Origin of the sequence: Gelria sp. Kuro-4 (assembly GCF_019668485.1) — a bacterium.
GTDB lineage: Bacteria > Bacillota > DTU030 > DUMP01 > DUMP01 > DUMP01.
Genome location: NZ_AP024619.1, coordinates 1,535,046 through 1,552,233, shown reverse-complemented (window position 1 = coordinate 1,552,233; position 17,188 = coordinate 1,535,046). Strand labels below are relative to the sequence as shown.

Sequence of the window (17,188 nt, the reverse complement as noted above, 5' to 3'; positions counted from 1 at the left end):
ACCTCCCTATGCCTGCAACACTTTGAGCTCCCGAAGCTTGGCCACCAGCGTGGCTGCCGCCTCTTCCGGCTTGCCGGGCAGTATTTCCACATGGGAGGTTCGCTGGGGCGAAAACAGCCGGAGCACGCGGGTGGGCGAACCTTTAAGGCCGATCTGGTCCTCCTCCACAGCCAGGTCTTTGGCCGTCCACACCGCCAGCGGCTTTTTCGCCGCCCGCATGATGCCGAGCGGGCTGGGATACCGCGGGGTGTTTATTTCCTTGTCCACCGTCACCACCGCCGGAAGCGGCACCTCCCAGACGGCGGTACCCTCTTCACACTCCCGCCAGGCAACGACGGTCTTACCGTCGCACTCCAGCTTCTTAACCAGGGTCGCCTGAGGCAGGTTCAGGCGCTCGGCCAGTTCTGGGCCCACCTGCCCGGTATCGGCATCGACGGCATGCCGGCCGCAAAGGACGAGATCAAAAGGAGCCAGCCGCCTGATCCCCTGGGCCAGCGTATAGGCGGTGGCCAGGGTATCGGCACCACCCAGCGCCCGGTCGCAGAGGAGGAAGGCCTCGTCCGCACCCATGGCCAGTGCCTTGCGCAGGGCCTCCTTCACCTGGGGCGGCCCCATGCTGATCACGCTCACCTTGCCGCCCAGTTGCTCCTTGAGCCGCAGGGCTTCTTCCAGGGCGTTTTCGTCGAAGCTGTTGATGACGCTCTCGGTGCCTTCCCGGATCAGGTTGTGGGTAACAGGGTCCACCCGCACGTCCAGCGTAGCCGGGACCTGTTTGATGCACACAACGATATGCAACTGAGCCACCTCTCGTTACGCTAGTTCTTTCAGGGTAGCGCCGCCGATGATCATGCGCATAACTTCCGAAGTACCCTCGCCGATCTCGAGCAGCTTCGCATCGCGCAGGTAACGTTCCACCGGGCAGTCGCGGGTGTACCCGTAACCGCCGAAAATCTGAATCCCTTCTTTGCAGGCCGCCATGGCGACCTCGGCCCCGAAGACCTTCGCCATGGCCGCTTCCTTGGAGTAGCGCTGGCCCTGATCGCGCAGCCAGGCCGCCCGGTAAGCCAGGAGGCGTGCCGCCTCAATCCCCGTGGCCATATCCGCCATCTTGAACTGGATGGCCTGCAGCTTGCTCAGCGGGCCGCCAAAGGCCTGGCGCTGGTTAGCGTAGCGTCCGGCCGCCTCCATGGCAGCTGTGGCACCGCCGACACCCATGGCACCTACACAGATGCGGCCGAAGTCCAGGGTCGTCATGGCTACCTTGAAGCCTTCGCCCTCTTTACCCAACAGGTTGGCCGCCGGCACCCGGCAGTTATCCAGGACAAGTTCCGTCGTCACCGAACCCCGGCAGCCCATCTTGTCCTCTTTCTTGCCGATGCTGAAGCCGGGGGTACCCTTTTCCACGATGAACGTGGAAATACCGCGGGCACCCTTGGTCTTATCAGTCTTGACGGCTATAACATAGATTTCGGCCGCACCCCCGTTGGTGATAAAGGCCTTGGTGCCATTCAGCACCCAATAGTCGCCATCCCGCACGGCCGTGCTGATGATCCCGGCGGCATCCGAACCGGCCACGGGCTCCGTCAGGGCAAAGGCCGCCAGTTTTTTCCCGCCGACCAAGTCAGGCAGGTACTTCTTTTTCTGCTCCTCGGTGCCGAAAAGGAAGATGGGGTCGACAGCCAGCCAGTGCGCATCCAGGGTTAAGGCCACGCTGGCCGAACCGCGGGCCAGTTCCTCAATGGTGATCACCGCCGCCAGTGAACCCATGCCGGCGCCCCCGTATTCTTCCGGATAAGGGATACCAAAGAACCCGTTGGCGCTCATCTTCTGGATGATGTCCCAGGGGAGGTCGTTCGCCCGGTCCATCTCAGCGTCGTGCGGCGCCACTTCCTTCTCCGTGAACTCCCGCACCGTCCGGCGCCACATTTCCAGCTCTTCACTGAGTTTGAAGTCCATACGTCTAACCTCCTAAGCGCTTTTTGGGCCGCCGCTCCCGGCCGGCAAGCGGCGGACCGCCCTTTTTTATTGCAACTCTTATGCCACGTTTCGGCCCCGAAATAAAAACGCCGACCCGCCTTAATTGACAGGTCGGCAACGTAACAAAGCCGTCTGCGCTGGAGTCCACTGCATGTGCATTCTTGCATAGTTCAGGCTGCTCTGCAGGCGTGTCGTCGGCGGATTCAGGACTTACAGGCCCTGTCGCCGCGTTTTCTCGGCGGGCGTGTTGTGCATATTTGCACATAGCTTGCACAAATGCCTCTGCTGCCGGCGGTAACGTTGTCGTTTTCTCGTCAAAGTCGAGACGTCTATCCCCAAGGCTTCCGCCGCAGCGGCCAAGCTCGGGCTGGCCTGCAGCACTTCTTCGATGATTTCGCGCTCAAACTCCGCCACCGCCTCTTTCAGCGGTTGCCCGTGCCAGCGGTTCTCACCGCAGCCGGCCAGCCGTTTCAGCCGCGCCGGCAGGTCACCCCGGGTAATGGTGTTGCCGGGGGTGAGTACCGTAAGCTGCTCCAAGAGGTTCTCCAGCTCGCGCACATTACCGGGCCAGGCGTAAGCCTGGAGGCAGGACAGGGTATCGGGCGCCAGCTGTTTTTCCAGGTGATAACGTTCATTCAAGCGGTCCAGGAAGTGACGGGCCAAAAAGGGGATGTCCTCGCGCCGTTCCCGCAGCGCCGGCACGTACACCGGCAGCACGTTGATGCGCCAGTAGAGGTCCTCGCGGAAGCGACCAGCGGCCACCATGGCCTCCAGGTTCCGGTTGGTGGCACAAATAAAGCGCACGTCGCTGTACCGCGGCCGCGTTGATCCTACCCGCACGAAGGTTTTCGACTGCAACACCTCGAGCAGTTTCGGTTGCAGCTCCAGCGGCAGCTCCGCGATTTCGTCGAGGAGCAGCGTCCCGCCCTGCGCCGCCTCCACCAGCCCCACTTTGCCCTCTTTGCGTGCCCCGGTAAAAGCGCCGCCCTCATAGCCGAAAAGCTCCGATTCCAGGAGCGTCGCCGGCACCGCGGCACAGTTGATGGCGAGAAAACGGCCCCGCCCGGAGCGGGGACTCAGGGAGTGCAAAAGACGCGCCAGCATAGTTTTCCCGGTTCCCGACTCACCGGTAAGGAGGACGGTGGAATCCACCTTGGCCACCTGCACCAGGGAACGAAGCAGCGACTGCATGGCCCCGCTGTGCGCCGCCAGGTTCTTGAGCTCGGGAATCTCCTGTGCGCGCTCCTGCCACTCCGCCGGCAACCGTTCCTTTAGGTAGCGGCTGTTTTCCCAGGCGGTGTAACCGGCCTCCAGCTCCACCACGTCCTGGACGCTGCAGATGACCAACTTTATTTTGCCATCGGCTCGCACGGGTATGGCCGTGGCCAGCGCCTCGGTGCCGTTGCGGAAACGCACCAGGGACGCCGCCGTCTGCCCTTCGCTCAGGGCCTGGGCCACCACCGAATGCGAGTAGTAACCTTCACGGACCAGGATGCGGACGTTGCGCCCTTCCACTTCCTGTCGTTCCAGGCCGCTGATCTGCTCCCAGTTCCGGTTGGCCAAGAGAATAATCCCGGCGGCATCGGTGAGAATAACTCCGTCGGAAAGTGAGTCCACCAGGAGGCGGAACTCATCCTGGCTGAGCGTAATGGCCCCCACCGCCGCCAAGGCCCCCGCCGGATCGCCGCGCGCCGCCGGTTTTTTCCCTTTGACGGCCGGCGCCTGCCGCATCAGCATCACCTCCCAGCTGGAATATATTACCTTAACATTTCAGGTATAAAACCACCATTTACCGGCCACAATTTAGGTAGTAAAATTTTACTTCTCCCCCATGAGCTCTTTCCTCCGGTTTCTCCTCTCCCAAATGGCGGCCCTCCCCGGCCGCCATTTAAACTTTCGCGGGCCAGCAAGGAGGTAACAGGATGACCGCACATGGCCTCATTCGAACCGATCTGGCACTGGAAGCGCGCGAAGCCCTGCTTAAGGAAGCCCGGCGTGAGGTGGCCGGCATCGAGACCAGTGGGCGCACCACGGCCCACACGCGCGTCACCAGGGTAAAGGTAACCTCAGAGGCAGGAGCACGCCGGCTCGGTAAACCCCCCGGCACCTACATCACCATTGAAGCACCCGAACTCCGGCAGGGAAGCCGGGTAGTAGCGAGCGAGGTGGCCGAGGTGCTCACCGCAGAGCTCGGCGCCCTGGCCGGCCTCCCGGAAAAGGCCGGCATCCTCGTCATCGGCCTGGGAAACTGGAACGCCACCCCGGACGCCCTGGGGCCCCGGGTGGTGGACAGCGTTATGGTCACCCGGCACCTCTTTGAATACGCGCCCCAAGAGCTCAAAGGCGGGCTGCGGTCCGTGGCCGCCCTCGCCCCCGGGGTGTTAGGCCTTACCGGCATCGAAACTGAAGAAATCGTCAAGGGCGTGGTGCAACACATCCGGCCCGATCTGGTCGTTGCCATCGACGCCCTGGCTGCGCGCAGCCTGGAACGGGTCTGCACCACGGTCCAGCTCAGCGACAGCGGCATCCACCCCGGTTCCGGCGTCGGCAACAAGCGCCTCGGGCTGACAGCGGAATCCCTCGGTACCCGGGTAATCGCAGTCGGGGTACCCACGGTGGTCCACGCCACCACCTTAGCCAGTGACGCGCTCGACCTTATGCTGGGCACCCTCTCCCGGGCCGACGGCGGCGGGGCCAAACTGGCCGAGGCCTTCACACCGGCCGAACGGCAAAAGCTCGTCCGGGAGCTTCTCCCCGACCACTGGGAAGACCTTTTTATCACGCCCAAAGAGATCGACGCCCTAATCGCCGACACCGCGCGCGTGCTGGCCAGCGGTCTCAACGCCGCCCTGCACCCGCGCGTCACCGCCGCCGAGGGCGAACGCTATCTCCAGTGAGGCCGCCGGCTCTTTATTCCACTGAAAGGATGTAGTAATAAAGCGGCTGACCGCCCGGGTGTACCTCCAGCTCGCAGTGCGGGAAACGCTCCTTGATACGCGCCCCCAGTCGCTCGGCCGCCGCGGAACTTACGCCCTGCCCGGCAAACACCGTTATCAGCTCGCTTTCCGGGCCTACCATCTTCTCCAGCACTTCCTCGGCCACCTGCTCCACCTCGCGGCCGGTGGCCACGAGCTCATCGTCCACCAGGCCGAGAATGTCGCCGGCGGCGATCGTACGGCCGTTCACCCGCCTGGAGAGCACAGCGTAGGTGATCTCGCCCGTTTTCACCTTCTGCGCGGCTTTTTCCATGTTGCCGGCGTTGGCGGCCAGGTCGAGCTCCGGGTTGAAGGCCAAAAGGGCCGCAATCCCCTGCGGTATGCTGCGCGTGGGCACCACGGCGACCTTCTTTTCCGTCAGCTCCTCTGCCTGGCGCGCCGCCAAGATGACGTTCTTGTTGTTGGGTAAAATGAGGATACTCCGGGCCGGAATCCGGGTGATGGCGGCGAGGAACTCTTCGGTGCTGGGGTTCATGGTTTGACCGCCGCTCAGCACCTCGTCCGCCCCTAAGCCCGAGAAGGCAGCCTTGATACCTTCCCCCTGGGCCACCGCCACCACGCCCAGCTCTTTTTCTCCTTGGGGCGCGGGCGCCGCCGGCGGCGGCACCGCCACGGATTCGCGATGCTGGTCGCGCATATTATCGATTTTTATGTCGTGGAGTGTACCGCAGGCCAAAAGTTCTTCCAGCACCTGTCCCGGGTGGTTCGTGTGGATGTGCACCTTTACCGTATCGGCCCCGCCCACCACCAGGAGGCTGTCCCCGTAGCCGGCCAGCCTCTGCCGCAGCCCGGCGACCTCCAGCCGCTCACCGCGCAACAGGGCTTCGGTGCAGTAGCCGTAAACAAGCTCGGCGGGCACGGCCGGAACCGGCTCCTCCTTGGCCGGGGGCGGGGCCGCCGGCACCACCGCGGGAGTACCTGCTTCTCCCACCCCGGTGCCCTCCAGCGCAGCCAACGCCCCGGTCAGGATATAGACCAGCCCCTGGCCCCCGGCGTCCACCACGCCTGCCTCGCGCAGCACCGGCAGCAGCGCCGGCGTCTTGGCCAGCGCCTCCCTGGCCCCGGAAACCGCGGCCCGTAGCACTCCCTCCACATCGCTGCCGCTGCGCGCCGCCAGAAGCGCCTCCCGCGCCGCCAGCCGGGCCACCGTGAGGATGGTCCCCTCCACCGGTTTCAATACCGCCCGGTAGGCCGTGCGCGTGGCCTCTACCAGGGCCTGCGCCACCTCCTTAGGACCGGCTGTCGGGTGCTGGGCCAGGCCCTGCGCGGCCCCGCGGAAGAGCTGGGATAGGATCACCCCGGAATTGCCTCTGGCGCCCATGAGCGAGCCGGTGCTGGCCGCCGCAGCCACGCTGGGCACATCCTCCGCCCCCTGCAAGGCCTCCCGCACCGCCGCCGTCAGCGTAAGGAACATATTGGTACCGGTGTCGCCGTCCGGCACCGGAAAGACATTCAGGGCGTTTACCTGCTCCTTGTTTTTCTCCAGGAGGGCCGCCGCCCCCTGGAGCATGGCCCGCAGGTGGCGCCCTGTAATCGCGCCCACTGTCACCGCTTTTGCCCCCCTGGTCGCGCCTGGCTGAGTTGCACGCCCTGTACATAAACGTCCACCCGCGCCACCTTAAGGCCGGTGACGCTTTCGACCGCATACTTGACCTTTTCCATTACGTTTTTCGCTACCTCAGAGATGCGCACCCCGTAGCTGACGATGATATGCAGCGTGACATACACACGGTCCTCTTCCAGCTTAACCTCAACGCCCCGGCTCCAGTTATCCCGGCCCAGGAGCTCCACAAAGCCATCGGTGATCCGGCGCGAAGCCATGCCCACCAGGCCGTAGCACTCCATCGCCGCCGCTCCGGCCAAGGTGGCGATCACTTCGTCGCCGATGGCGATACTGCCGAACTCATTGCGATTTTCGCTGAGCATTTGCGCGCCCCCTTCCCAGAATGTGCTCCTATCAAGTATAACTTGTCCGGGCATCAAGCTCAAGCGCCGTGGCAAATAAAAAGCCCCCACCCAGTGGGCGGGGGCCAGGAGAATCAACCCGGTCCGACAAGCCGCCGAGCCGGCGCAGTCGTCTATTTCCCAGCCAGGGTTGTGCCGGCGGGCAGGGTCTTGAGCTCGCCCTCCGTGGCCGCCACCACCACTGCACCCGCGCCGTCGCCGGTGACGTTGACACACGTCCGGGCCATATCCAGCACCCGGTCGATGCCGGCGATGAGCAGAATGCCGTCGAGCGGGAGACCCACCGCCTGCAGCACCATGGTGAGCATAATCATGCCGGCGCCCGGTACGCCCGCCGTGCCGATGGACGCCAGGGTGGCGGTGAGAATAATGGTCAGGTATTGTGGCATACCGAGCGGAATGCCGTAAACCTCGGCGATGAAGAGCGCACACACGCCTTGGTAGATGGACGTGCCGTCCATGTTGATGGTGGCGCCGAGCGGCAGGGCAAAGCTGGCGATGTCTTTGGGCACCCCCAGGTTCTCCTGGGCGCAGCGCAGCGAAACCGGCAGCGTGGCCGAGCTCGAGCAGGTACTGAAGGCCACCAGCGAGGCGTCGAAGAAACCGCGGAAGTACCTGAGCGGATTCATCCGCGCAAAGATGGAAACGGCCGAGGAGTAGACAACGGCCGCGTGCAGGAAGCAGCCCAGGTAAACCACAAAAATAACCTTGGCCAGCGGTACGAGCACGTCCGGGCCGTTGGTGGCCGTGACCCAGGCCATAAGGGCAAAGACGCCGATGGGGGCAAACTCCATGACGATCCCGGTGATCTTGTACATCACTTCGGCCAGGCTGTCAAAAAAGGCGTGCACCGGCTTACCCTTGTCGCCGATGAGAGCGATGGCGACACCCATAAAGAGAGCGAAGGCGATGATCTGCAGCATGTTGTCCGAGACCATGGCGCCAAGGGGATTGGTGGGAATAATGTTAAGGAGCGTCTCCACCAGGCTCGGGAGGGGCTTGGCCTTGTAGGTTTCCGTTGGAATCTGGAAGCCGGCCCCGGGATGCAGTAGCGTCGCCAGGATAAGACCGATGGTGACCGCCACGGCAGTGGTTACCAAGTAGTAGGCCAGCGTTTTGGCCCCCACCCGCCCCAGTTTACGCACATCGCCCATGCTGGACGCTCCGATCACCAGCGAGGAGAACACCAGGGGGACGATCAGCATTTTAATAAGACGAATAAAAAGATCTCCCAACGGTTTTAAGGCGGCAGCCGGTGGCCCCACCAGCAGCCCGACGATCGCACCCAGGACAAAACCGATCAGGATCTTGGCCCACAGTTTCACGTTCTTTCCCCTCCCCTTTCTCGGCTTAAGGCCTCCGGAACCAGTCTTTCCTCCCCGGCATCCCCCCTCTCGACTTGCGGGAGCCAACCCGCCCCTTGCGGAGTTCGTTTTCCTGTGCTAGAATTCTTTTATGGGCCTTGGCCCCCTAAGCGCGAGCAAATTCCGGAGGTGAAAACGTGGCCAAAGTGTGTTTTGTTTGCGGTAAGCAAAGGCAGATGGGGTTGCAGGTGAGCCACTCGCATATTCGCACCAAACGGCCCTGGCGGCCGAACATTCAGCGGGTGAAGATCCTGGTGGATGGAACCCCGCAGCGGGTTAATGTGTGCACCCGGTGCCTCCGGTCTGGAAAAGTCAAGCGAGCACTGTAAAAGCGCCTAGTGCGCTTTTATTTCTTCTTCTCCCCTTCCAGGCGTTCGCGCCGGGCCGCAGCGTGGGCCAGGATCCCGCTCAGGCTAACAACAGCCCGTTGATGAGTGCCGTGCCCAATTTCTCCCATCTCATCGTAGGCCCGGAAACGGAAAAAAAGCCGGTTATCCTGCACTTTTTCCAGAACAGCCTGGACAGTAACCGTTAGCCCTTGGGGCGTGGGCGCGGTGTGCCGGATTTCAAGCCCTGTTCCTACCGTTACCAGACCCTCAGGCAACTCAGCGTCGACGGCCTTGACCGCGGCCTCAATCACCAGCGCCGCCAGGACCGGCGTGGCGAACATGGTCTTTAACGCACCACTGCCGAAGTGAAGGGCGGTGTCGGCCTCGGTGACCCGTTTCTGCACGACGGCGCTTATTCCGGGTGAAAGCTGCAGCACAGCCATGCTTCGCCCCTCCCCGTTACAGTATTTTATGTTAATATTGTAGCACCTCTGACCAGGTAGAGCAATCCCTAAAAATGGAAAAGGAGGTTACCTTTCACTGACCGGTAACCTCGAGCTTGTAGTAAACCTCTTTGACATTGTCAGTCTCTATTTTACGGTAAATCTGGTTGATCTCCGCCAGCAGCACCTCATAAAGGATCAAGCGCCGGTATGCTGTGTCGACCAGCCGGTAGCCGCTGGTTTTGCAGAGGAGCCTTTCACCCACCTTCCTTCTCTCCCTTCCCCGTCTCACCCCCCAGGAGGCCTAGCACACCTTCATTCGCCGCGGTGAAACACGCTGAGCAGGCCCATAAGGATGCTGCCGAGAAACTTGGGCACCCGGATCACATGGATACGCATTTTGCTCCCTCCTTAACCAGACCTGACAAAGAGATACCCTCCCAGCGCGGCCAAGGTAAGTCCCAAGAGCATTGTCCAGAGCCAACCGGGGATGGCCAGGGCGAAGATGATGGCCCCGCCCGCCGCTAGTATTCCTCCCACGATCTTGATCCGGAAACGCGTGCGCCGTCTCACCTCCTTACCACCCCCCTTTGGTACTAGCACCCCCCTGGATTTGTTACATTATATTCCCGCCTCCTGGATTTGGCTCCTCGGCGCGCCAAAAGAAAAAGCCCGGTTCGCCCGGGCTTTTTGCCTTCACTCCTCCTGCCGGTAATGAAAAACCAGGAGCACGCCGCTTCTTACCGTGATCCTTCCCTCGCGGCTGCTGAGTTCGTTACTTACGCCTAGAATGTCGGAGTCCTTCAGGGTACGGTCGTTCAAGGCGTACTTAAAACCCTCCTCGGTAACCCCCACGGCGCTGCCGAAAACGGGGAACACGGAAACGGTGTCACCCGGCCGCCCACAGATGGTCAACCGGCTGCCGGTGGCGTGCACTGTAAGGGGAGGAGTAACGGCCTGGGCCTCAATTCCCCGCTGCGCCAGCCGGGCCAGAAGCACCAGGTTAGCCCAGGTGTGGTCCAGGCGGGACCCGATACCCCCCAGGAGGGTTATGGAACTGGCGCCCTGCTCCAGCGCGCAGCGTACGGCCAGCTCGGTATCGGTCTCATCCTTTTCCGGGCGTACCCGCACCAGCGGGCAACCCAGGCTTATGAGACGCTCGCGCGCTTCCTGCGCCAGCGAGTCGAAATCGCCCACGGCCACCTGGGGGACCATCCCCAGCGCCAGCAGAGCCGCCGCCCCGCCATCGGCCGCAACTATCATGTCGGCTGCCTCCAGGTAGGGACGGACGCGCTCATCCACCCTGCCGCCGAACGCCACCACCGTAGCCCTCATCGGCCGGCGCCCTCCCCGGCGGCGGCCCTTCTTAAGCCGGCCACCGCCGCCTGGAGGTCCGCCTGCCCGAACACAGCCGAACCGGCCACCAGCACCCCGGCCCCCGCCTGCACCGCCGGCCGGGCGGTGGCGGCATTGATGCCGCCGTCCACTTCAATGGGGATCGCCCGGCTGCGTTCTTTGAGCAAAGTGGCCAGCGCCGCGATTTTAGGCAGCACCGCCGGGAGGAACTGTTGCCCGCCGAAGCCGGGATTCACCGTCATAAGAAGAATGAGACCCGTCAGGTCCAGCACATACTCCAGAACCGTGAGCGGCGTCGCCGGGTTCAGCGCCACCGCCGGCACCTTACCGAGTTCCCGGATTCTTTGGAGCGTCCGGCTGAGGTGCAGGCAGGTTTCCGCATGCACGGAGATGATGTCGGCGCCCGCCGCCGCAAACTCCGCCAGGTATTCATCCGGCCTGGTGATCATCAGGTGAACGTCCAGGGGCAGGCGGGTATGCTGCCGGATCGCCCGGACCGCCTGGGGCCCGAAGGAGATGTTGGGAACAAAGTGGCCGTCCATGATGTCCAGGTGCAGCAGGTCGGCCCCCGCCGCCTCCGCTCGTGCCGCCTCCGCACCCAGGGCGGCGAAGTCCGCCGCCAAGAGCGAGGGCGCAATCTTTACCATCTGTTTTTCCTCCTTCGTTCCCTCAGTTCCTGTGCCATCTCCCGGTAGGAGGCCAGGCGGCTGGGGGCAACCTTGCCGACTGCCGCGGCCGCTCGCACGGCGCAGTCGGGCTCCTCCTCGTGCCGACAACCGGGGAAACGACAGGCGGGGGCATAGGCCCCCAGCTCGGGGAACAGGTACACCAGCTCGTCCACTTCTACGGCAGGGAGTTCCAAGGAGCTGAATCCGGGCGTGTCCGCCACCCAGCCGCCTTGAGGCAGCGGCAAAAGCTCCACCCGCCGCGTGGTGTGCCGGCCGCGCGCGGTGCGTTCGCTCACCTGCCCGGTGGTAAGCTTCAGACCGGGCGCCACGGCATTGATGAGGCTGGACTTACCCACCCCCGACTGCCCGGCCAGCACCGTAACCGCGCCGGCCAGCTCCCGGGCCACCGTGTCAATGTTAAGGCCGGTTCTGCTGCTCACCGCGTAGGTGGCGTAACCCGCCAGGCGGTAGGGCCAAAGAAGCTGTTCCACCTCGTCCGGGCCTGCAGCCAGATCCACTTTGTTGAGGCACATGGCGGGCCTGATTCCTGCCGCCTCCACCTGGACCAAAATGCGGTCCAGTAAAGAGAAGCTGGGGGCGGGGGTTCGCGCTGCAAAAACCACCAGTGCTTTGTCCACATTGGCCACCGGCGGGCGTACCAGGCGCAGCGTTCGCGGTTCAAGGGCAACAACCAGCCCTTCTCCCGGTGCCGTGGGCCTCAGCACCACCCGGTCGCCCACGAGCACCTCTTGCCTTTTCTTGAGGGTTCCTTTGATAACACAGCGGTACGTCGTGTCCTGACAGGCGACGAAGAAGAAACCGCCCACCGCTCGCACAACGATGCCGCGTTTACTGTCCACCGCCACCCACCGGATACTCCTTCCAGACACGGCCGTCAATGATCACCCGCACTGTGCCCGGGGTGTTCACATCCAGGGCCAGCTCCACCGTTGTGCCCGGGGCCAGGCGCTGCCGATATTTTCGCCGGCTGTCTTGACCTTCCACCACCCACACCTCCACCAGCTGGAGCGGCGGCCCATCCGGCACCGTAAACTTGAGGTTATAGGTGGTCTTTTGCGGCTGGGGCTCCGGCGGCGGGCCCTGGCTCACCACCAGGTCCACGCTGCTGCCTTCGGCCACCTCTGCCTGCGCCGGCGGGTCCGTCCGGATCACCTTGCCGGCGCTGAAGATGTTGCTGGGCTCCTGGGTAATTTGGCCCTCCTTCAAATGAAGGCTTTGCAGCGCCTTTATTACCTTATCCAGGTCCTGGCCTTCAAAGTCCGGCAAGATGCGGTTCATGGGCGGCGGACCCAGCGATACCACGATGGAGACCCGACTTCCCGGCCCCACCTGGGCCTTGGGTGCGGGTTCCTGGCTCACCACCAGTCCGGCGGGCGTCACCGCGTCGTACTCCTCCCGCACTGTGCCCAACACCAGTTTCCGCTCGGTGAGGGCCGCCTCGGCGGCGGCGCGCGTTTGCCCGCGCACGTCCGGCACCTCCGCCTTTTCCGGTCCCCGGCTCAGCACCACGCTCACGGTTTCACCCACGCCGCTCTTGCGCGGTGTGCCCGCCTCCGGATCCTGGGCCAGCACCGTGTCCGGCGCCTTGTCGCTGTACTCGGAGCGCAGGATCTTGTACACCAGGCCCTTCTCCTCGATCAATCGCCGCGCCTCTGCCGCGCTTTTCCCCACCACGTCCGGCACCTTAACCACCGGCACCAGGAAGTAGGAGCGGAAAGCCAGCATTCCTCCTCCCAAGACGGCCAAAAAGAGCAGCACCGCCACCGCCCAGAGAAGACCGCCGCGCCGTTTCGGCACGGCCACCTCCCGCTCGGCCGGCAGGGCAGTCGCCGGCGACCGCAGGACGCGGGTCGGCTCGTCCACCGGGAGCGCCGTGCCTAAAAAGGTCTCCAGGGCCAGCTTGAGCTCGCCGGCCGTTTGGAACCGTTCCGCCGGGTCCCGCGCCATGGCCTTCATAACAATGCGCTCGAGCTCCGGCGGCACGTCCGGGCGCACCTCGCCGGGGCGCGGCGCGTCGGAATCCAGGTGCCGCAAGGCAATGGCAATGGGGGAATCGCCCTCAAAGGGAAGCCGGCCCGTAAGGAGTTCGTAGAGTACCACACCCAGGGCGTAAATGTCCGAGCGGCTGTCCACCGCTGCCCCCCGGGCCTGTTCCGGGGAAAAGTAGTGAACAGAACCCAAGACCACACCGGTTTCGGTAAGGCTGGAGGCGGCGGCTGCGCGGGCGATGCCGAAATCCGTCACCTTCACCTGGCCCTCCGGGGTCATTAAAATGTTGTGTGGCTTGATATCGCGGTGGATAATGCCACGCTGGTGGGCATGTGCCAACGCCCCGGCGATCTGCCGCCCGATTTCCGCCACCGTCCGGGGCGGGAGCGGCCCCTGGCGGCGCAGGTAGTCCTTTAGGTTCTGTCCCTGGACGTACTCCATCACGATGAACTGTTTGTCTCCCTCTTGCCCCACGTCGTAAATCAAGACGATGTTCGGATGGGACAAGCGCGCTGCCGCCCGCGCCTCGCGCTTGAAGCGGTCCAGGAACTCCTGATTGGCGGCATATTGGTCCCGCAGCAGCTTAATGGCCACCAGCCGGTCGAGTAGCGTGTCGTGGGCTTTCATGACTACCGCCATGCCGCCCGCGCCGATCGTCTCGAGCATCTCGTACCGGTGCGCCAAAACGTCGCTCATTTACTGTCTCACCACCTCGAGGGCCGTCTGCAGCAGCCGGCGCGCGATGGGCGCCGCCGCGCCCCCGCCGCTGCCGCCGTTTTCCACAATCACCGCCACCACCACCCGCGGCGCCTCCGCCGGCGCAAAGCCCACAAACCAGGCGTGGGGCGCGCCGTGGGGGTTTTCCGCCGTTCCAGTCTTGCCGGCCACCGCCACCCCGGGCAGCGCCGCGGAGCGCCCGGTCCCGTGCTGTGTCACCCCCACCATCATGCGGGTGATGGCAGCCGCCGTGTCCGGGGTAACGAACGTACTGAGCTTTTGCGGGACGGTGTCATCCACCACCAAAGCGCCCAGCCGCCGTTCCTGAACCAGATACGGGCGCATGATGCTCCCGCCGTTGGCGATGCCGGCCGTAAGGAGTGCCATGGTAAGCGGCGTTGCCAGTACCTCGCCCTGGCCGATGGCGCGCTGGGCCGTCTCTCCCGCGCCCGGCCTGCCCCGGGGAAAAGAACTTACCGCCGTCGGCAGGTCAAAGGGCACCGCCTTGTTGAAACCCGCTTTTTCCGCCTCTTCCGCCAGCGCTGGATTGCCCGCCGCCAGGCCCAGCTTGGCAAAGGTGACGTTACACGAAACCGCCAGCGCCTGAGCCAAATCCACGTCGCCGTGGGCGCGCGGGCAATGCACGGTATACCCGGGCAGAACCAGCTTCCCGGGGCAATTGTAGCGCTGCTCGCCGGCAGCCGGCTGCCGGCTGAGCACCGTGGCCAGGGTAAGGAGCTTGAGCGTAGACCCCGGCGGGTAGAGGCCCTGCGTCGCCCGGTTGAGCAGCGGTGCATCCTCGTCTTTGCTTATCTTTTCCCATTCCTGGGCCACGCTCGCCGGGTCGAAAGCCGGCCGGCTCGCCAGTGCCAGCACAGCGCCCGAGCGTGGATCCAGTACCACGGCAGCGCCCTTTTTCCCGGCCAGGAGGCGCATGGCCTCCTCCTGAACACCTCTATCCACGGTGAGGATCAAGTCTTCGCCCCGTCCGGTCAGCGGGAAGCTCAGCCCCAGGGCCGACCACACCGCCGGGCGGCCCGTCAGCACCGCCGCGTACCGCGCCTCCACCCCGCTCGCGCCCAGCCGCGGGTTAAGGTAACCGAGCACCGGTCCAAAGGCCCAGCTGTCCCGGTAGCGACGCGGGCCGCCGGCAGATTCAGTTTGGGCTAAAACTTCGCCACTGCGGTCGTAAATTCCTCCCCGCCGGCTCTGGTTATCCCACCCAGCCAGCCGACGGCTGTTGGCCGCAGCCGACATCAGCTCTTCCCGCTGCAGGACCGTAAGGTTGGTGAGCACCAGGGTGACCACCGCGAAGGCCGCCACCAGGGCCCGGAACAGGTAGTTGATGTTGCGTTTCATGGCGTCCGCCCCTCCGCTGAAATAAGCAGCAAAAGGCCGAACCCGCCAAGCGTGCTCACCAGCGAGCTGCCCCCGTAATTGAAAAGCGGCAGGGTGACCCCGGTGAGGGGGATCAGGCGTAACGCGCCGCCTAAAATCACCAGGGACTGCAGGGCAAAAAGGCCGGAAATCCCCACCCCGGCCAGGGTCGAGAAGCTGTCGCGGCTGCTGAGTGCGGCGCGAAAGCCCCGCTCGGTAAGGAGCAGGTACACGGCCAGGAGCGCCAACGACCCGGCCAACCCCGTCTCCTCGGCCCAGGCGGCAAAGGTGAGATCAGTGGTGACGGCCGGAATGAGCAGCGGCTGCCCCTGGCCCAGGCCGGCACCCAGGAGGCCGCCCGCGCTGATGGCCAGGAGCGACTGCACCAACTGGTACCCGGGGCCGCTCGCTTGCGCCCACGGGTTCAGCCAGACATCAATGCGGGCCCGGACGTGTCCAAACAGCCGGTAACCGATGGCGCCTCCGCCGAGGAGGGCCGCCGCGCCCAAGAGCAGGTAATCCAGCCGCGGTGCCGCCACATAAAGCTCACAGGCAAAGAGGCCGAACATAAGAAGCGCCGTCCCCAAATCCCGCTGGCCCACCATGAGCACCAGGGCGAGGAGCACCACCAGAAGCAGGGGGCCGAAGTAGGCCGGGTGGGGCAGGGTAAGGGGCCCGAGACGCCAGCCGCGCACCATAAGGAGCTCTTTGCGCCCTGCCAGGTAGCCGGCCAGGGCAAGGCTGAAAAGCACCTTGGCCGGCTCGGAAGGCTGGAAGCGCACCGGCCCCAGCACCAGCCAGCTGCGCGCCCCGTAAACCTCCACACCGAAAAGCAGCGTTGCCGCCAAAAGAACAAGTCCCAGAACAAGAAAGGCCGGCCACCACCGCTTGAGGCCCGCCACACCCGGAAGAAACGCCGGCACGGCCAGAGCCAGCCCCAGACCCAGTATCGCCCACACCACCTGCCAGAAGGCGCTCCAACGGTCCAGGCGGTACAAAGTGGCCACCGAGAGAAGCAGCGGCACCGCCAGGAGCGGCAGCAGCAACTCGTCGGCTGTAAGGTCCAGCTTGACGAGCGCCAGGTGCACCAGCCAGAACGCCACCGACACGGTCAGCGGGTACAGCCAGGCCAGCGGCTCCAGCGGCCGGGAAGCGGCCCAGACCGCAGCAAAGGCCAGCCCGCCCAGGACAAAGGCGGAGGAAAGCAGCGCTCCTTCGGTGCGCCGCGCACCCGTCGTCTTCATACGGCTGCACCCACTTCAACGATGACCACGGTAACGTTGTCCCTCCCGCCGCGGCTGTTCGCCAGCCGGATGAGCTCGGCGCCCGCTTGCGCCCGCGGCGTGTTTCTGAGCGTCTCCAGAAGTTCCGCATCGCTCAGCGTCCCCGAAAGGCCGTCCGTGCATAAAAGCAGTACGTCGCCCGGCCGCAGCTCTTCGTGGCGCGTATCCACCTTGAGCACCGGCCCCGTCCCCAGGGCCCGGGTCAGAATGTGCCGCTGGGGGTGAAAGCGCGCCTCGCCGGGAGCAAGGGAGCCCTGGTTGACCAGCTCCTGGACCAGGGAATGGTCCTCCGTGAGTAGTTCCAGCCGCTCCCCCCGCAGGCGGTAAGCACGACTGTCACCCACGTGCGCCAGTTCCATCTCCCGCCCGTGGATCAGGGCAGCCGTCACAGTGGTGCCCATGCCGGCCAGACCGGGCTCTTTTTGGGCGAGCCGGTACACCTCATCATTTGCCCGGGCGACGGCCTTGAGAAGCAGCGCTCGGCAGGCGGGCCCGTCTTTACCGGCGGGGTCGGCGCTTTCCACCGTCCGGCCGATAACCTCCGCCGCCACCCGGCTGGCCACCTCGCCCGCCTGGTGACCGCCCATGCCGTCGGCCACCAAGGCCAGGTACCAGTCCCTGCCACCGCCTTCCCAGAACGCGTCTTCATTGTTGGCACGCACGCGCCCCACATCGGTTTGCGCCCAGGTCTTCAGCAATCTCC

General features: G+C 64.6%; 18 protein-coding genes. 2 read left to right on the top strand and 16 right to left on the bottom strand.

All coding sequences use genetic code 11. The features are described from left to right. Window positions 1-6 precede the first annotated feature (6 nt). The 3 genes from K5554_RS07755 to K5554_RS07745 all read right to left on the bottom strand — a co-directional run bounded on the left by K5554_RS07755 (window position 7) and on the right by K5554_RS07745 (window position 3,708). Window positions 7-795 (bottom strand): electron transfer flavoprotein subunit beta/FixA family protein, encoded by a 789-nt coding sequence (locus K5554_RS07755; protein ID WP_221037941.1) that lies wholly within the window; start codon window positions 793-795, stop codon window positions 7-9. A gap of 15 nt (window positions 796-810) precedes the next feature. Further along, window positions 811-1,956, bottom strand: coding sequence for an acyl-CoA dehydrogenase family protein (locus tag K5554_RS07750; RefSeq protein WP_221037940.1), 1,146 nt, complete (start codon window positions 1,954-1,956; stop codon window positions 811-813). A 231-nt stretch (window positions 1,957-2,187) separates the two neighbouring features. Continuing rightward, the gene (locus tag K5554_RS07745; protein WP_221037939.1) at window positions 2,188-3,708 is read right to left on the bottom strand and encodes a sigma-54-dependent Fis family transcriptional regulator; all 1,521 of its coding nucleotides are present in this window, start codon (window positions 3,706-3,708) and stop codon (window positions 2,188-2,190) included. Window positions 3,709-3,899: 191 nt separating this feature from the next. Between K5554_RS07745 and gpr the strand changes: the two genes are divergently transcribed. Then, window positions 3,900-4,874 (top strand): GPR endopeptidase, encoded by a 975-nt coding sequence (gpr, locus tag K5554_RS07740; RefSeq protein WP_221037938.1) that lies wholly within the window; start codon window positions 3,900-3,902, stop codon window positions 4,872-4,874. A 13-nt stretch (window positions 4,875-4,887) separates the two neighbouring features. Here gpr and K5554_RS07735 read toward each other — a convergent pair whose 3' ends face one another. The 3 genes from K5554_RS07735 to K5554_RS07725 all read right to left on the bottom strand — a co-directional run bounded on the left by K5554_RS07735 (window position 4,888) and on the right by K5554_RS07725 (window position 8,263). Next, window positions 4,888-6,522 (bottom strand): DAK2 domain-containing protein, encoded by a 1,635-nt coding sequence (locus K5554_RS07735; RefSeq protein WP_221037937.1) that lies wholly within the window; start codon window positions 6,520-6,522, stop codon window positions 4,888-4,890. Continuing rightward, a complete protein-coding gene (locus K5554_RS07730; RefSeq protein WP_221037936.1) occupies window positions 6,519-6,899 on the bottom strand; it encodes an Asp23/Gls24 family envelope stress response protein in 381 nt (126 codons plus the stop codon). Before K5554_RS07730 ends, K5554_RS07735 begins: the two co-directional genes overlap by 4 nt. A 152-nt stretch (window positions 6,900-7,051) precedes the next feature. Then, window positions 7,052-8,263, bottom strand: coding sequence for a dicarboxylate/amino acid:cation symporter (locus K5554_RS07725; RefSeq protein WP_221037935.1), 1,212 nt, complete (start codon window positions 8,261-8,263; stop codon window positions 7,052-7,054). Between the two features lie 176 nt (window positions 8,264-8,439). Between K5554_RS07725 and rpmB the strand changes: the two genes are divergently transcribed. Further along, window positions 8,440-8,631, top strand: a complete 192-nt coding sequence (gene rpmB, locus K5554_RS07720) for a 50S ribosomal protein L28 (RefSeq protein ID WP_221037934.1) — start codon at window positions 8,440-8,442, stop codon at window positions 8,629-8,631. Window positions 8,632-8,648: 17 nt separating this feature from the next. Here rpmB and K5554_RS07715 read toward each other — a convergent pair whose 3' ends face one another. From K5554_RS07715 to K5554_RS07670, 10 genes are all read right to left on the bottom strand, one after another. After that, window positions 8,649-9,074: a thioesterase family protein gene (locus K5554_RS07715; protein ID WP_221037933.1), complete on the bottom strand. Its 426-nt coding sequence runs from the start codon at window positions 9,072-9,074 to the stop codon at window positions 8,649-8,651. 94 nt (window positions 9,075-9,168) lie between these two features. Then, on the bottom strand, window positions 9,169-9,339 hold the full coding sequence (locus K5554_RS07710; protein WP_221037932.1) for a hypothetical protein: 171 nt from the start codon (window positions 9,337-9,339) through the stop codon (window positions 9,169-9,171). A 146-nt stretch (window positions 9,340-9,485) separates the two neighbouring features. Continuing rightward, window positions 9,486-9,647: a hypothetical protein gene (locus tag K5554_RS07705; RefSeq protein ID WP_221037931.1), complete on the bottom strand. Its 162-nt coding sequence runs from the start codon at window positions 9,645-9,647 to the stop codon at window positions 9,486-9,488. A 123-nt stretch (window positions 9,648-9,770) separates the two neighbouring features. Then, window positions 9,771-10,409, bottom strand: coding sequence for a thiamine diphosphokinase (locus K5554_RS07700; RefSeq protein WP_221037930.1), 639 nt, complete (start codon window positions 10,407-10,409; stop codon window positions 9,771-9,773). After that, window positions 10,406-11,077 carry a ribulose-phosphate 3-epimerase gene (rpe, locus tag K5554_RS07695; RefSeq protein WP_221037929.1) on the bottom strand — a complete coding sequence of 224 codons (672 nt, stop codon included), beginning with the start codon at window positions 11,075-11,077 and terminating at the stop codon, window positions 10,406-10,408. Before rpe ends, K5554_RS07700 begins: the two co-directional genes overlap by 4 nt. After that, on the bottom strand, window positions 11,071-11,964 hold the full coding sequence (gene rsgA, locus K5554_RS07690; RefSeq protein ID WP_221037928.1) for a ribosome small subunit-dependent GTPase A: 894 nt from the start codon (window positions 11,962-11,964) through the stop codon (window positions 11,071-11,073). The genes rpe and rsgA overlap by 7 nt, the downstream gene beginning before the upstream one ends. Beyond that, the gene (locus tag K5554_RS07685; protein WP_221037927.1) at window positions 11,948-13,804 is read right to left on the bottom strand and encodes a PASTA domain-containing protein; all 1,857 of its coding nucleotides are present in this window, start codon (window positions 13,802-13,804) and stop codon (window positions 11,948-11,950) included. Before K5554_RS07685 ends, rsgA begins: the two co-directional genes overlap by 17 nt. Continuing rightward, the gene (locus K5554_RS07680) at window positions 13,805-15,184 is read right to left on the bottom strand and encodes a penicillin-binding protein 2 (RefSeq protein ID WP_221037926.1); all 1,380 of its coding nucleotides are present in this window, start codon (window positions 15,182-15,184) and stop codon (window positions 13,805-13,807) included. After that, the gene (locus tag K5554_RS07675; RefSeq protein ID WP_221037925.1) at window positions 15,181-16,446 is read right to left on the bottom strand and encodes an FtsW/RodA/SpoVE family cell cycle protein; all 1,266 of its coding nucleotides are present in this window, start codon (window positions 16,444-16,446) and stop codon (window positions 15,181-15,183) included. Before K5554_RS07675 ends, K5554_RS07680 begins: the two co-directional genes overlap by 4 nt. After that, complete coding sequence (locus K5554_RS07670; protein ID WP_221037924.1) at window positions 16,443-17,183, bottom strand: Stp1/IreP family PP2C-type Ser/Thr phosphatase; 741 nt, start codon at window positions 17,181-17,183, stop codon at window positions 16,443-16,445. Before K5554_RS07670 ends, K5554_RS07675 begins: the two co-directional genes overlap by 4 nt. Window positions 17,184-17,188 lie beyond the last annotated feature (5 nt).

What these genes read in the sequence shown, in the direction of transcription:
- K5554_RS07745 (WP_221037939.1), bottom strand. Translation starts at nt 3,708, where the DNA reads ATGCGGCAGGCGCCGGCCGTCAAAGGGAAAAAACCGGCGGCGCGCGGC.
- K5554_RS07700 (WP_221037930.1), bottom strand. Translation starts at nt 10,409, where the DNA reads ATGAGGGCTACGGTGGTGGCGTTCGGCGGCAGGGTGGATGAGCGCGTC.
- K5554_RS07715 (WP_221037933.1), bottom strand. Translation starts at nt 9,074, where the DNA reads ATGGCTGTGCTGCAGCTTTCACCCGGAATAAGCGCCGTCGTGCAGAAA.
- rpe (WP_221037929.1), bottom strand. Translation starts at nt 11,077, where the DNA reads ATGGTAAAGATTGCGCCCTCGCTCTTGGCGGCGGACTTCGCCGCCCTG.
- K5554_RS07685 (WP_221037927.1), bottom strand. Translation starts at nt 13,804, where the DNA reads ATGAGCGACGTTTTGGCGCACCGGTACGAGATGCTCGAGACGATCGGC.
- K5554_RS07750 (WP_221037940.1), bottom strand. Translation starts at nt 1,956, where the DNA reads ATGGACTTCAAACTCAGTGAAGAGCTGGAAATGTGGCGCCGGACGGTG.
- K5554_RS07675 (WP_221037925.1), bottom strand. Translation starts at nt 16,446, where the DNA reads ATGAAGACGACGGGTGCGCGGCGCACCGAAGGAGCGCTGCTTTCCTCC.
- K5554_RS07730 (WP_221037936.1), bottom strand. Translation starts at nt 6,899, where the DNA reads ATGCTCAGCGAAAATCGCAATGAGTTCGGCAGTATCGCCATCGGCGAC.
- K5554_RS07680 (WP_221037926.1), bottom strand. Translation starts at nt 15,184, where the DNA reads ATGAAACGCAACATCAACTACCTGTTCCGGGCCCTGGTGGCGGCCTTC.
- gpr (WP_221037938.1), top strand. Translation starts at nt 3,900, where the DNA reads ATGACCGCACATGGCCTCATTCGAACCGATCTGGCACTGGAAGCGCGC.